Genomic DNA, 15313 nt, shown 5'->3' with positions numbered 1-15313 from the left:
GAAATTAGTATAAAATCAATGGCAGCTCTTAATATCAACTTATTTTTTAAGAGTTACAACAACTCGTCTGAATGGTTCTTCACCTTCACTATGAGTAGTAACATATTTATCATTTTGAAGAGCTGAATGGATGATTCTTCTCTCATAAGGATTCATCGGCTCTAATGATAAAGGCTGTCTGTTCTTACGAACCTTATACGCAATATTTTTTGCAAGATTCTCAAGAGTAGCCTTTCTTCGTTCACGGTAGTTCTCAGTATCAACCTTTACATGAATATAATCTTCACTTCCTCTGTTAACAACAAGTGAGATAAGATACTGTAAAGAATCTAGAGTCTGACCTCTCTTACCAATGAGAACACCCATCTCATCACCTGAAAGTTCAATCTCAAGGATTTTGTCAGTCTCGTTATATTTTGCATTAACTTCAACTTTCATATTCATTGAAGCAAATACATTTGATAAGAACTCTTTAGCTCTGTTAATGAACTCATGATCATATACATATGAAATTTTTTTATCAGCTTTTTCTTCAGAAGAAGCAACTGGATTTTCAATATTTACTTCCGACTTCTTTTGATCACTGTTCTTTTTACTTTCTTTCTTCTCAATCTTTTCTTTAACTTTTGAATCAACCTGTTCTTCGAGAGAAGTTTTTACAGTAACTTCTGATTCTTCTGCCTTAACTCTTGCTCTTATTACTGCAGGTTTAACATTTAAACCAAGAAAACCGGTAGAGCCGGATGAAATGATTTCATATTCAAGCTTATCGCTTGTAACCATAAGCTGAGCACAAGCTTCTGTGATACAATCATCTACAGTCTTTTTAGAAATCTCAATATATTCCATTTTATTTTCCCCTATCAATTATTCTTTTGATCAAACTCTTTAACCATATTAGCTCTAGCCAGAAGACTGTCTTTTCTTATCTTGCCTGACTCATAAATCTTGTTTGCGTTTCTGATACCCTCTTCCTTCTCCTTTTCTGATCTTGAAGAAGTATATGAACTCATAGTTCTTGTATTGATATTTGCATAACGATTCATCTGAGGAGTAGATTTCATTTTTTCAAGTCTCTCATTATACTTCTCAGTATTCTTTGCAATCTCAGCATCAATATCCATTTTATCAATATGCTTATTGATAACAATCTGCTGAATAGTACGAACTACTGAACCTGCAATATAATAAATACCAATACCTGCAGGAAATGTAAATGTAAAGAAAAGTGACATCAGAGGCATCATTGTATTCATGGTTTTCATAGAATTAGCCATCTGAGCAGCCTGATCATTAGGATCATTAGAAGCCTGTGCCGGCTGAGGCATTAGTTTCATATTAACCCACTGAGTAAAACATGCAATAAGTGGAATAAGTAAAGCCACAATAAATAGTACAAATGACTTGTTTTCCCAAGCACTCTTAATAAGGAATGACGGAGAGTCACCAATATTAAGTCCCAGAAAACTGTTGTACTTATTAAGAAGCTCATGAGTGTTGTTTATTGAATCCGTAAGACCTGTGAACTTCTCTGTTAATGAACTCCAATCCTTTGATGATGCCTTATAAAGAACATCAATAAAAGTATTTTCTACAGTAGATGCCTCACCGGCTAAAAATGATTCAGATGTAAACTGCTTACTAAACTGACTTGCACTTGATAAAGTCTGTAAAAATTCGCTTGAACCGCTAGTATTTCTGAGCTGTTCAACAAGTGGATAAAAAGAATCTTTTATCTGAGTTACATAAGCAGGCATTGAGCTTATTACTCTCCAAAGTGCTATCATTACAGGGAACTGTATTAAAATTTGAACACAGCTACCAGTCTGTGATACACCATATTTTGCATAGAGAGCTTTTATCTCTTCCTGCTGAGCCAACATAGAATCATTATCTTTTTTACCTTTATACTTAGCCTGAATAGCCTGAAGCTCAGGATTCATTTTTGCCTGCAGCTTACTGAATTTCTGCTGCTTATAAGTAAGAGGTGTAAGGACAATATACATAAAAAATGTAAATAAAATAATAGCAAGACCGGTATTAGGAATACCAATCTTATTGAGGAGCATAAAAATCCAGTTCATTACATGACCTAAAAGCCATGCTACAGGACCAACAATTTTCCCCTGATATTGTGTTAAACTAACAATATTCAAACCTAATCCTCCGATATTTACGGCACAGGATCATATCCACCACTTGAAAATGGATTACATCTTAAAATTCTCCATAAAGCAAGAAGGCTTCCTTTAATAGCACCGTATTTTTCTATTGCTTCTAATCCATACTGCGAACAAGTCGGAATATATGGACATTTTGTTCTCTTTAAAGGAGAAACATACCTTTGATATAACTTAATCAGAAATATCAGTACTCTCTTCATCTTTCACCTCATCATTTTTCCTTAGATGAGACTTACCGGCCAGATATAAAAATGACTTCTCAATATCAAAATACGAAGCATCCTTAGCACGGCTTCTGGCCACGACTACTATATCTAAACCACTATTAAATATATTTTCATGTAGTCGGTAAACTTCTCGAACAAGTCTTGCAAACCTGTGCCTTACAACACTGTTCCCTACCTTTTTACTAACTGAAATCCCAAGTCTGTTTAAAGAAGTGTTATTTTCTCTGATATATACAACTATATTTTTGTCTGCATATGATTTACCACTCTTATAAACAACTTTGAAGTCAGCTGTTTTTTTTAAACTTTCTGTTTTTTGCATTTTATTATTCCATGAATATGAAAATACGCGAATATGCAATTATGCACATTCGCGTAACAAGACCACATCATATTGTGGTCCCTATTATGCAGATATCTTTTTTCTACCCTTAAGTCTTCTGGCAGCAAGTACCTTTCTGCCTCCCTTAGTTGCCATTCTTGCTCTAAAGCCGTGAACACGAGCTCTCTGAAGCTTATGCGGCTGATAAGTTCTCTTCATAGTCGAAATACACCTCCTTCTTAAGATCTATTTAGCAAAAAATATAATTGTCTGAATCAGAAAAAATCGTTGTTATTATAATAAAATTAAGCATTTCCGTCAAGTTAAAATTATTTTGTGGATAACTTCAAAAAAATATTTAAAATTTTGTGGACTACATATGGTATTTCAACAAGTTATCCACATCTAAATGTTGATTTTGTGGATAACTTGTTATTATCTGTAAATTTAATTTTTTTATCCACAAAATGTGGATTGAATGTGGAAAACATTTCATATAAAAATTAATTAAAATTTAAGAAGCTAGTATTTATGCCGTTTATGGACGGTGAATTTGTTGGATATCGTTTTTCCACTTTTCCACTCAGGCCAAAAATTAATCCAAAAAAAATATTTTTTCAGAAAAGTTATCCACATTTTCACCACGTTTGATATTTATTTTTCCATAGGATAAAATAAATCTTAAATTCGCTATTGGGAGATTTATATGGAAAAAGCTACAGAAATAACACAAAAACTTGCAGAGAACTTTGATAATTTAAAGGAAGAAATACGTGTAGAACTGGGAATGACCACTATATCTTTTGATACATGGATCAAGCCTCTATATTTTTATAAGTATGAAAATGGTTCTGTCATTGTTTTGATTCCTTTTGATGACACCAATGCTCTCAATTATATAGAAAGGAAATATCAAAAATTCTTTAAGGTTACTTTATCTGAGTTTTTGGATGAAAATATTGAAGTAGAATTTCTTTTAGAAAAAGATGCTCATATTAATAAAGAAGAAACTCATTCAGATGAATCCTCTAAACCTAAATTTGGCCAGAATAATTATGAGTTTTCTAATCTTAACCCAAAATATATTTTTGATACCTATGTTGTAGGTGGTAATAACCGTTTTGCATATAATGCATCACTTGCAGTTGCAGAGTCACCCGGAGAAGCATACAATCCTCTATTCCTCTACGGTGGACCGGGACTTGGAAAAACCCACCTTATGCATGCCATAGGTCATTTCATTATAGAAAACAATCCCGGCTTTAAGGTGCTGTATGTTACATCAGAGCAGTTTACCAATGAAGTTATCGAATCCATCAGAAGTGGTAAAGCTGAAGCAATGAGCCGACTTCGTGACAAATATCGTACTGTTGACGTACTCATGGTAGACGATGTTCAGTTTATAATAGGAAAGGAAAGTACTCAGGAAGAGTTTTTCCATACCTTCAATGTACTTCACCAGGCAGGAAAACAGATTATTATTTCTTCAGATAAACCTCCAAAGGAAATGGAAACACTTGAAGAAAGATTCCGTTCAAGATTCGAAATGGGACTCATATCCGATATTCAGGCACCTGATTATGAAACAAGAATGGCTATTCTAAAGAAAAATGCAGAGAGTTATTCAAAGCATATCGATGATGAAATATTTGAGTACATTGCTACTAACATTAAGTCAAACATCAGAGAGCTTGAAGGAGCTTATAACAAGATAATTGCATTTTCACGTTTAAATAAGGTAGAAATAACTCTTGATAATGCTAAGGAAGCTCTTAAGGACATAATTTATCCTGACGTTTCAAAGGTAATAACCATTTCATTGATAATAAGTACAGTCTGTGAACAATACGGAATAAGACAGGAAGATATTACATCTAAAAAGAGAAATAAAGAAATAGTTCTTCCCAGACAGATTGTAATGTATCTTGCAAGAGAGCTTACTGATCTTCCACTTGAAGAAATAGGAAAAGCTCTTGGTAAAAAGGATCATACAACCGTTATGAGTGGCGTTAATAAGATAAAAGATCTAATTGCAGTTGATGATGAACTAAATAAGAACCTTGATATTATTAATAAGAAGTTAAACCCTTCTGCGTGATAAAGTGGATAACCCAGTTTATAAATACTTTATAAATTGTTTATAAACTGTGGATTAGAGTGGAAAAGTTTTTTATAGCCTTAAATCGCAAAATTTGCCTTGCTCTGAACATTTACCTTTTCAACATTAAATTTTTATTTATCAACTATTAAAAATTTGTAAATAAGGCAGATAAATTGTATAATAGATAAGGATTTCCACATATCAACACCTATTACTAATTATACTATTAAATATTATTAATTAATTTATATATGGTGTTTTGTGCATAACCATTTTCAAGTTGGAGGAGTTTTTAACTCATGAAGTTTGTTTGTTCAAAATCTAATCTAATTGCCGGATTACAAATTGTATCCAAAGCAGTTCCGAATAAGACTACTATGTCTATATTGGAATGTATTCTTATTGATGCTACTGAAAGAGTAATCAAGTTTATTGCCAATGACATGGAGCTTGGAATTCAAACAGAAGTAGAAGGTAATATTCTTGAGAGAGGATATATAGCGATTGATGCTAAGATATTCTTCGATATTATCAGAAAGCTTCCTGATAGTGATGTAACAATTGAGTCTGATTCGTCAGGTAAAGTTAATATAAGCTGCGAAAAAGCAAAGTTCGGTATCGTTGGAAGAAATGCTGATGATTTTACATATCTTCCAAATATAGAGAGAATAGATGGAATATCCGTTTCTCAATATACTTTGAAGAATATTATTCAGCAGACAATTTTCTCAATATCTGAAAATGATGCCAACAAAATGATGAGCGGAGAACTTTTTGAGATTAATCAGGATACATTAAAGCTGGTATCTCTTGACGGACATCGTATATCCATACGTAAGGTTAAGCTTCAGAACTCCTACGATTCAAAAAAGGTTGTTGTTCCCGGAAAGACACTTTCTGACATTAGTAAGATAATTACAGACAGTACAGAGAATAATGTTGAGATTTTCTTTACTGATAAGCACATATTATTTGAATTTGATAAAACAATAGTTGTTTCAAGATTACTTGAGGGTGAGTATTTCAATATTGATCAGATGCTTTCAAGTGATTATGAGACTAAGATGACCATTTCAAGAAAAGAGATGCTTGATTGTATAGACAGAGCAACTCTTCTTGTTAAGGAAGGCGATAAAAAGCCTGTTATTATATCCATAACAGATGAAAAGATGGAATTAAAAATCAATTCAACAATAGGAAGCATGGATGAGGAGATAGAAATTGAGAAGCAGGGTAAGGATCTTATCATAGGCTTTAATCCTAAGTTCCTCATTGATGCTCTTCGCGCAATTGATGATGAAAACATAGATATTTATATGGTTAATCCTAAGGCACCTTGTTTTATAAGGGATAAGGATTCAAATTATATTTATCTTGTACTTCCTATAAATTTTTTAACAGTGAGCTAAGATAATGGAAACTATAAAAGTAAGTTTAAGAGAAAACGACGAATTCATAAAGCTTGGACAGGCTATGAAAAAGGCAGGTCTTGAGGAATCCGGAGTAGACGCCAAAGTAGATATTCAGGATGGTCTTGTTAAAGTAAACGGAGAAGTTGAAACAAGAAGAGGCAGAAAGCTTTATAGTGGGGACACTATCGAGTATGAAGGCGTTCAGGTACAAATAACAAAATGATAATAAAATCATTAGAACTGGCAGATTTTAGAAATTACAAAAATTTAAAAATAGAATTCAGCAGTGGAACCAATATTCTGTATGGTGATAATGCACAGGGAAAAACAAATATCCTTGAGGCTATATATCTGTCTGCTACAACAAAGTCCCACAAAGGCAGTAAAGACAAGGAAATTATATCCTTTGGTAAAGATGAGGGACATATCAGAACAATTATCGAGAGAGACGGTGCAGAATATCGCATAGATATGCATCTGAGAAAAAGTAAATCCAAGGGAATAGCAATCGACGGACAAAAAATAAGAAAAGCATCTGACCTTGTGGGAAGATGTAATGTTGTATTTTTTTCTCCTGAGGATCTGAGTATCATTAAGGATGGTCCGGCAGAGAGACGAAGATTCATGGACATGGAACTTTGTCAGCTGGATCAAATTTATTTAGAGAATCTTGCTAAATATAATAAGCTTATTACTGAGAGAAACAAAGTTTTAAAGGATATGTTTGATCATCCCGAAAACAGTGTACTTTTAGATGTTCAGGATAAACAGCTGCTTGAATATGGATCAGTGATAATAAAGGCAAGAGAAAAGTTTATTAATAGTCTCTGTGAAATAATTGATCCGATACATCACAAGCTTACAGGCGGAAGAGAAAAGTTAAAAATATATTATGAGCCCAATGTCAGTTTTGCAGAATATGAGCAAAAATTAAGGGAATCGAGGCAGAAAGATATATATCTTAAACAGACATCTGTAGGACCACATAAGGATGATTTTTCATTTAATGTAACAACAGAAACTGTTCCAGAAGAAATAGATATCAGAAAATTTGGATCCCAGGGACAACAAAGAACTGCTTCACTTTCACTTAAGCTTTCAGAAATTGAAATAGTTAAAAAGATAAAAAAAGAAAATCCGGTTTTATTACTTGATGATGTTTTGTCTGAGCTTGACAGTAACCGACAAAATTATCTGTTAAATACAATAGGTGATATACAGACAATAATTACCTGCACCGGACTTGATGAATTTGTTAATAATCGTTTTGAGATAAATAAGGTGTTCAGAGTTGTAAACGGAAGTATACCTGAAGAATAAGAGGAAAAGAATGAGTAACGAAGAAAATAACAACTATGGAGCGGATCAAATACAGATTCTTGAAGGACTTGAAGCTGTAAGAAAAAGACCCGGAATGTATATAGGTACTACTGCGGCCAGAGGACTTCATCATCTGGTATATGAGATTGTAGATAATTCAGTAGACGAAGCACTTGCAGGATTTTGTGATCATATCGAAGTTAATATAAATGCTGATAATACCATTACTGTAATGGACAACGGACGTGGAATACCTGTAGATGTAAACCATAAGTCCGGACTTACAGGTGTCGAAGTTGTATTTACAATACTTCATGCCGGCGGAAAGTTTGGCGGTGGAGGATACAAGGTATCAGGAGGACTTCACGGAGTTGGAGCCTCAGTAGTTAATGCCCTTTCAGAATGGCTTGAGGTTCAGGTAGTTCGTGAAGGAAAAATCTATCAGCAGAGATATGAGAGAGGAAAGGTTTGTTATCCTCTTAAAGAAGTTGGAACCACAGATGTTGTTAGTTCAGGTACTAAAGTTTCATTCAAACCTGATGCTCAGATATTCAAAGAGACAACTGTTTTTGACTATAACATACTTAAACAGAGACTTAGAGAAATGGCCTTTCTTACAAAGGGCCTTAAGATTACGCTCAGAGACTACAGAGTTGAAGAGGGTGAAGATATCATAGAGCAGACCTTCCACTATCAGGGAGGAATAAAGGAATTTGTTCAGTACCTTAACAAGAGTAAGACAGTTCTCTATGATCAGGTAATGTATTTTGAAGGAAACAAGAATAATGTTCAGGTAGAAGTATCCCTGCAGCATAATGATTCCTTTAACGAAAGCACTTACACATTTGTTAATAATATAAATACTCCTGAGGGTGGTACTCATCTTGAAGGATTTAAGGCAGCACTTACCAAGACCTTCAATGATTATGCCAGAGAGAAGAAAATGCTGAAGGACAACGAGGATAATCTTACAGGTGATGATATCCGTGAAGGTCTTACATCTATCATCAGCGTTAAAATTGAAGATCCTCAGTTTGAAGGACAGACAAAGCAAAAGCTTGGTAACAGTGAAGCCAGAGGAGCCGTAAACAGTGTAGTATCTGAGCAGCTCACATATTTTCTTGAGCAGAATCCTCAGGTTGCCAAGGTAATACTTGAAAAGGCCATACTTGCACAGCATGCCAGAGATGCTGCTAGAAAAGCAAGAGACTTAACCAGAAGAAAATCAGCTTTGGATGGACTTGGACTACCCGGAAAGCTTGCGGATTGTTCAGATAAAGATCCGAAGAACTGTGAAATATTTATAGTTGAGGGAGATTCTGCTGGAGGATCAGCTAAAACAGCAAGATCACGTGCAACACAGGCTATACTTCCTCTGAGAGGAAAAATTCTTAATGTAGAAAAAGCAAGAATAGATAAAATTTATGGAAATGCTGAAATAAAGGCTATGATTACTGCGTTTGGTACCGGTATTCATGATGATTTTGATATTGAGAAATTGCGTTATAACAAAATCATTATTATGACTGATGCCGATGTTGATGGTGCTCATATAGCTACGCTTATGCTTACATTCCTTTACAGATTCATGCCTGAGCTTATAAAAACAGGACATGTTTACCTGGCTCAGCCTCCTCTTTACAAGCTGGAGAAGAATAAAAAGGTATGGTATGCATATAGTGATGATGAATTAAATAAGATTCTTAACGATGTAGGTCGTGACCAGAATAATAAGATTCAGAGATATAAGGGACTTGGAGAAATGGATCCCGAGCAGCTTTGGGAGACAACAATGGATCCTGACAGAAGAGTTCTGCTTCGTGTAAATATCGATGAAGAAGCAGAGTCTGATATCGATGTCACATTTACAACACTTATGGGTGATAAGGTAGAACCTAGAAGAGAATTCATTGAAAAGAATGCTAAATTTGTTAAGAATCTCGATATTTAATACAGGATTTTAATCCAAAAAGAAGACTGTGCAGCCAAAGGATAAGGATGAAAAATGGCAGATAACAATAACAACAACAATAATCAGAATGGGGAAGAGTTAGCTGATGATGTTTTTGATCAGGTAACTACTGACAGAATAAAGGAAGTAGATCTTCAAAAGACTATGGAGTCAGATTACATCGACTATGCTATGAGTGTAATTGCTTCACGTGCACTTCCTGATGTCAGAGACGGACTTAAGCCTGTTCAAAGAAGAATTTTATATTCAATGATTGAGCTAAATAACGGACCGGATAAGCCACATCGTAAATGTGCGCGTATCGTCGGTGACACTATGGGTAAATTCCATCCCCATGGTGACAGCTCGATTTATGGTGCATTGGTAAATATGGCTCAGCCGTGGTCAATGAGATATTGTCTTGTTGACGGACATGGTAATTTCGGATCTGTAGATGGCGATGGCGCAGCTGCCATGCGATACACAGAGGCCAGACTTACTAAGATTTCCATGGAAATGACTGCTGATATCAATAAAGATACAGTAGATTTTACACCAAACTTTGATGAAACAGAAAAAGAGCCTGCAGTACTTCCTGCAAGATTTCCCAATCTTCTTGTAAATGGTACAACAGGTATTGCTGTTGGTATGGCAACGAATATTCCACCTCACAACCTTCGTGAGGTAATAGCTGCAGTTGTCAAAATGATAGATAACAAAGTTACTGAGGATAGAGAGACAGACATAGAAGAGCTACTTCCCATAGTTAAAGCTCCTGATTTTCCTACAGGTGGTATTATTCTTGGAACAAGAGGAGCTGAGGAGGCATACAGAACCGGTAGAGGAAAAGTAGTTGTACGTGCGGTAACAGACATTGAGACAATGCCTAACGGAAAGAGCAGAATTATCGTAACGGAACTTCCTTACCTCGTAAATAAAGCAAATCTTATTTCTAAGATAGCAGAATATGTAAAACTTAAGAAGCTTGATGGAATAACAGCACTTCGCGATGAATCAGACCGTGAAGGAATGAGAATTGTTATAGAGCTTAGACATGATGTAAATGCTAATGTTATGCTTAACCGCTTGTTTAAACATACACAGCTGCAGGATTCCTTTGGAATTATCATGCTTGCACTTGTAAACAATGAGCCCAAGATTATGGGACTTGTTGATATGCTTCATCACTACATAGTTCACCAGGAAGAGGTAGTGACAAGAAGAACACAGTATGATCTCAACAAAGCAGAAGAGAGAAATCACATTGTTGAAGGATTGCTCATAGCTCTTGATAACATTGATGAAGTCATCAGAATTATCAGAGGAAGTTCAACTGTTCAGATTGCAAAAGAACAGTTGATGGAGAGATTCGGATTATCAGATGCACAGGCTCAGGCCATTGTTGATATGCGTCTCCGTACTCTTACAGGTTTGGAGAGAGACAAACTTGAGCAGGAGCACGCTGAATTATTAAAGAGAATAGAAGAATTAAAGCTTATTCTTGCTGATAAGAAGGTGCTTCTTGGTGTTATAAGAAAAGAAATTACTGAGATATCAGATAAATACGGCGATGATCGTAAAACTCAGATAGGTCATGACGATTCTGATATCAACATTGAGGATATGATTCCTAATGTCAACACAGTTATTGCTATGACAAATGTGGGATATATCAAGCGTATGTCAATTGACAACTTCCGTGCTCAGAATCGTGGTGGAAAAGGAATAAAGGGCATATCTACGATTGAAAATGATTATGTAGAAGACCTTTTAATGACCACTACGCATAATTATATTATGTTCTTTACAAACAAAGGACGTGCTTACAGACTTAAGGCTTATCAGATTCCTGAGGCATCAAGAACATCCAGGGGAACAGCAGTAGTTAATCTTTTACAGTTAGCTCCTGATGAAAAGATTACAGCCACTATTCCAATCAAGGAATATTCTGAGGAGAAAAATCTCTTTATGGTTACAAAAAAAGGAACTGTAAAGAAGACTCCTGTAATGGAATTTGCCAATGTAAGGAAAAATGGACTTACAGCTATTAATCTTGATGATGATGACGAACTTATTGAGGTTAAAACAACTAAAGCAGATTCTGAAATTTTCCTTGTAACCAAGAATGGTATGTGTATCAGATTCAAGGAAACAGATGTAAGACCTACAGGACGATCATCAATGGGCGTAAGAGGAATTATGCTTGGTGATCAGGATGAAGTTGTAGGAATGCAGCTTAATACCCAGGGAGATTCACTTCTTATAGTTTCTGAAAAAGGATTCGGGAAGAGAACAGAGCTCAATGAATTCCACATCCAGCTAAGAGGTGGTAAGGGTGTTAAATGCTATAAGATTACCGAAAAAACAGGTAATGTAATTGGCGTTAAGGCTGTTCAGAATGAACACGAAATAATGATGATAACTGACAGCGGAATACTTATTCAGCTGAGAATGGAAGAAATTACAATTCATGGCAGAGTAACCTCCGGAGTTAAGATGATAAATCTTGATAAGGGTGTCAGTGTAGTAGCTATTGCCAAGGTACGTGAGAAGATATCTAATGGTGACGAAGAATTCGAGAACATCGAAGATGCTATGGAAGAAATTCCCGAAGATGAGGGAGTTGAATTAAACGAAGATATCGATGATGACATCGATGAAGCTGTTGACAACGAAGAAACAGATGAAGAGTAATACTTATGAGAGTTGGGCTTTTAATATCTGAATTTAAGGATAAGAATGTTTGCGATATGTGTCTTGGAGCTGATATAGCTGCAAGAGACTTAGGAGTTGAGCTTATTATTTTTCCGGGAAAATATATCATCACTGATAAAAATTTCAGTGATGATAATCCCTTTGAATATCAGTACCAGGCTGTTTATGACTATATTTATGAAGCAGGTTTTGACGGGCTGATTGTTGATATCAATCGTATAGGAAATAGTGCTCCAATCCTGAAAAAAGAGGCATTTCTTAATCAGTTTGGAAAAAAGCCGCTTCTTACTGTATCTGAAATTGAAGGTTTTGATACTGTTAAATATGTAAAGAATACAGAAAGCCTTGAAATAGGATATCTGGCAATTGAACAGATAATAGCTAAGATATCAGGCAATGTAGTTAAGGCTAAAAGAAAAAAGATATCAGAACTGACTGCTGAGGATGTGATTAGTGCAAATAATAAAATATCAGCGATGTCAGATTTAGCATCAAGGTGTAGCTATGACAAAGATAACTATGATCTCATAATAAAAAAAATAGCAGTAGCAGGATTTAGTGATCTTGAAGTATTTTTACTTGAAAGTCCAAGAATATGCTCACTAAAAAAAGGTTGGAAGGTTCCGAAGCACAGCAAGAGAATAATTACCATTCACACTGGAAAGTCAGAAAAATTTGATAAGAGAAAAGACATGGAAACATCAGATATTTTTGATTTCTCAACCATAGAGGGAACAAAAATAATCAGAAATGTTTTTAGAGGTGAAGAACAGTATGGTCTTTTCATTATGGGATTTGATAATAGTGTAAGGACAGGAACATTTGATGATCTTCTGACAAGTATTATTCTTAGCGGAATAAGAATTAACTTTTTAAAAAAATGTCTTGTTGATACGGAAGAAGAGCTTTTACAGTGTCAGGAAGAAATAGCAAGAGATGGATCAGTACTTGACCATATCGGTGATCAGGATTATTTGACCAGTCTTCCAAACAGAAGAGGCTTTTTTGCCAAGGCCTATGATCTTCTAAAGACAGATTTCAAAGAAGGAACATATGCTGTTGTGGCATATATTGACATGGATTCACTCAAAAACATTAATGCTATTCACGGTCATGATGAGGGTGATAATGCCGTTAAAAGAGTTGCAAGCATATTAGAAGAAGTATTTGGTAAAGAAAGTATCTGCGGCAGAATACGCGGAGATGAGTTCGCAGTAATAGGAGTCACAGATGAAGAAGACAGAGCTGAAGAATTAAGGATAGAAATGGCACGTCAGAATAATAAGCTTTTGATGGAGAATACAAAGTATTTGAATCATCTTATTTATTCAATCTGTGAATTTGATTATGAAGATAGCTTATCTCTTAGAGAAATGCTGAAGGAAACAGATGATAATTTGAAAAACATGCGTCGCATGGAAACCATAGGTTAGGAATAGTTTATAATTTATTTAGTTGAGAAATAATATAAAAAAATATACAATGTGCTTAATATTTATTATTAGCATATAATTTATGAGGATATTTGATGGGAACTGATGTAAATGGACTAGATCCCGAACAGCAGGCTTTGCTTGCGAGCATTATGGGAAAATCTTCTCAGCAGGGAGCAGGAGGATTCAGTATACCTTCTGCTGCTTCAAGTGCGCCCGCAGCTGCTCCAAGTCCTGCTGATAGCGGAAAAATGCTCAGCCAGGCTGAAATAGATGCACTTATTGCTTCAATGTCAAAGTAATAATAAAGTTTTGTGGGAGAAAAAATGTCTGACCAAAATAATATGAATAATGTCGAGCCACATTATAAGCACCAAATCAGAAGATTTTTAGCCACTATAAAATGGCTGGTGCTTGGAATTATCGTGGGTGTTATTATAGGGGCAGTGGGAGCTGCCTTTTTTCATGGAATCAGAATAGTAACAGAATACAGAAAAATGCACAGCTTTATGATTTATCTGTTACCATTTATAGGCCTTTTGATCGTATTTCTGTATAGATTTTCAAAAGAGTATGAGGATACCGGTACCAATCTTGTGATCACAACTATATCTGCCGGTGATCATCTTCCAAAAAGAAAGATACCATTGATTTTTATTGCAACTATCCTCACTCATATGTGTGGAGGAAGTGCAGGAAGAGAGAGCGCTGCTCTTCAGCTTGGAGGCAGCATAGGTCATAATTTTGGTGAAACGATAGGGCTTGATGAAAATGACTGCAAAATTATTACCATGTGCGGTATGAGCGCTGCTTTTGCAGCATTATTTGGAACACCAATGGCTGCGGCTTTTCTTGCTATGGAGATTGAAGCTGTAGGAGTTATGTATTATGCTGCACTTATACCTTGTGTATTGTCAGCATTGGTATCAAGTAAAGTAGCTTTGTATTTTGGTACAGTTCCTGATGTATTTAAAGTTGATATTGTTCCAAGCTTTACAATTGAAAATGCGGTAAAAGGTGGATTACTTGCAGTTTTGTGTGCATTTATCAGCATTTTGTTCTGCATTGTTATGAAAAAGAGTGGAGAGCTCTATAAAAAATACTTTAAGAACCCTTATGTAAGAATTTTTGTAGGTGGATGTCTTGTAGTTGTTCTCACACTTATTGTGGGAAATAATAACTATAATGGTGCTGGAATGGATATAATAGAGCTAGCAACTGAAGGAAAAGCACCTTATCCTGCATTTGCTTTAAAGATGCTGTTTACCGCTGTAACAATGGGAGCAGGATATAAGGGTGGTGAAATCGTACCTGCACTTTATATAGGTGCTACCTTTGGTTGTCTGTACTCTCAGATATTTGGTTTTAATGCAGCACTTTGTTCAGCGATAGGAATGGGTGCGTTATTCTGCGGAATAACAAATTGCCCTATTTCTTCATTGCTACTTTGCTTTGAAATGTTTGGATATAACGGAATGCCATATTATCTTATAGCAATTGCACTTAGCTATACTTTTTCAGGATATTACGGAGTGTATGGTTCTCAGAAAATAATGTATTCCAAATATCACAATAAATATATAAATCAGAAAACAAGATAAATGGTATAGTAAAAAAGTTGGAATTAACATACTTGTTGGGAGAAGAAT

The 15313-nt window shown here is 35.2% G+C and carries 14 protein-coding genes; 9 read left to right on the top strand and 5 right to left on the bottom strand.

The genetic code is table 11. The features are described 5' to 3' along the window. Nucleotides 1-39 precede the first annotated feature (39 nt). The 5 genes from jag to rpmH form a co-directional block, all read right to left on the bottom strand. Nucleotides 40-849 carry an RNA-binding cell elongation regulator Jag/EloR gene (gene jag / locus ACHCNF_RS10430; protein ID WP_408069738.1) on the bottom strand — a complete coding sequence of 270 codons (810 nt, stop codon included), beginning with the start codon at nt 847-849 and terminating at the stop codon, nt 40-42. Nucleotides 850-863: 14 nt separating this feature from the next. Then, nucleotides 864-2156 carry a YidC/Oxa1 family membrane protein insertase gene (locus tag ACHCNF_RS10425; protein ID WP_408069737.1) on the bottom strand — a complete coding sequence of 431 codons (1293 nt, stop codon included), beginning with the start codon at nt 2154-2156 and terminating at the stop codon, nt 864-866. A gap of 17 nt (nt 2157-2173) precedes the next feature. Beyond that, entirely contained in the window at nt 2174-2383 is a 210-nt protein-coding gene (gene yidD, locus ACHCNF_RS10420) for a membrane protein insertion efficiency factor YidD (RefSeq protein ID WP_408069736.1), read from the bottom strand. Beyond that, nucleotides 2355-2732, bottom strand: a complete 378-nt coding sequence (gene rnpA / locus ACHCNF_RS10415; RefSeq protein WP_408069735.1) for a ribonuclease P protein component — start codon at nt 2730-2732, stop codon at nt 2355-2357. The genes yidD and rnpA overlap by 29 nt, the downstream gene beginning before the upstream one ends. Nucleotides 2733-2816: 84 nt before the next feature. Continuing rightward, nucleotides 2817-2951, bottom strand: coding sequence for a 50S ribosomal protein L34 (gene rpmH / locus ACHCNF_RS10410; RefSeq protein WP_022761795.1), 135 nt, complete (start codon nt 2949-2951; stop codon nt 2817-2819). A 487-nt stretch (nt 2952-3438) separates the two neighbouring features. Between rpmH and dnaA the strand changes: the two genes are divergently transcribed. The 9 genes from dnaA (at nt 3439) to ACHCNF_RS10365 (ending at nt 15265) form a co-directional block, all read left to right on the top strand. After that, nucleotides 3439-4830 carry a chromosomal replication initiator protein DnaA gene (gene dnaA / locus ACHCNF_RS10405; RefSeq protein ID WP_408069734.1) on the top strand — a complete coding sequence of 464 codons (1392 nt, stop codon included), beginning with the start codon at nt 3439-3441 and terminating at the stop codon, nt 4828-4830. Nucleotides 4831-5132: 302 nt separating this feature from the next. Further along, a complete protein-coding gene (gene dnaN, locus ACHCNF_RS10400; protein WP_408069733.1) occupies nt 5133-6242 on the top strand; it encodes a DNA polymerase III subunit beta in 1110 nt (369 codons plus the stop codon). A 4-nt stretch (nt 6243-6246) separates the two neighbouring features. Continuing rightward, nucleotides 6247-6468, top strand: coding sequence for an RNA-binding S4 domain-containing protein (locus tag ACHCNF_RS10395; RefSeq protein WP_408069732.1), 222 nt, complete (start codon nt 6247-6249; stop codon nt 6466-6468). Beyond that, nucleotides 6465-7565 (top strand): DNA replication/repair protein RecF, encoded by a 1101-nt coding sequence (recF, locus tag ACHCNF_RS10390; RefSeq protein ID WP_408069731.1) that lies wholly within the window; start codon nt 6465-6467, stop codon nt 7563-7565. The genes ACHCNF_RS10395 and recF overlap by 4 nt, the downstream gene beginning before the upstream one ends. 10 nt (nt 7566-7575) lie before the next feature. Next, a complete protein-coding gene (gene gyrB / locus ACHCNF_RS10385) occupies nt 7576-9516 on the top strand; it encodes a DNA topoisomerase (ATP-hydrolyzing) subunit B (protein WP_408069730.1) in 1941 nt (646 codons plus the stop codon). Nucleotides 9517-9681: 165 nt separating this feature from the next. Further along, entirely contained in the window at nt 9682-12210 is a 2529-nt protein-coding gene (gene gyrA, locus ACHCNF_RS10380; protein ID WP_408072225.1) for a DNA gyrase subunit A, read from the top strand. A gap of 5 nt (nt 12211-12215) precedes the next feature. Beyond that, a complete protein-coding gene (locus tag ACHCNF_RS10375; RefSeq protein WP_408069729.1) occupies nt 12216-13664 on the top strand; it encodes a diguanylate cyclase domain-containing protein in 1449 nt (482 codons plus the stop codon). Between the two features lie 95 nt (nt 13665-13759). Continuing rightward, entirely contained in the window at nt 13760-13966 is a 207-nt protein-coding gene (locus ACHCNF_RS10370) for a hypothetical protein (protein ID WP_408069728.1), read from the top strand. Between the two features lie 24 nt (nt 13967-13990). Then, a complete protein-coding gene (locus ACHCNF_RS10365; protein WP_408069727.1) occupies nt 13991-15265 on the top strand; it encodes a chloride channel protein in 1275 nt (424 codons plus the stop codon). Nucleotides 15266-15313: the final 48 nt, after the last annotated feature.

Source organism: Butyrivibrio sp. NATIVEDY162 (genome assembly GCF_045999815.1).
Lineage (GTDB): Bacteria > Bacillota > Clostridia > Lachnospirales > Lachnospiraceae > Butyrivibrio.
Note: the sequence above shows the minus strand (reverse complement) of the source record. Positions and strands in the feature narration are given on the sequence as shown.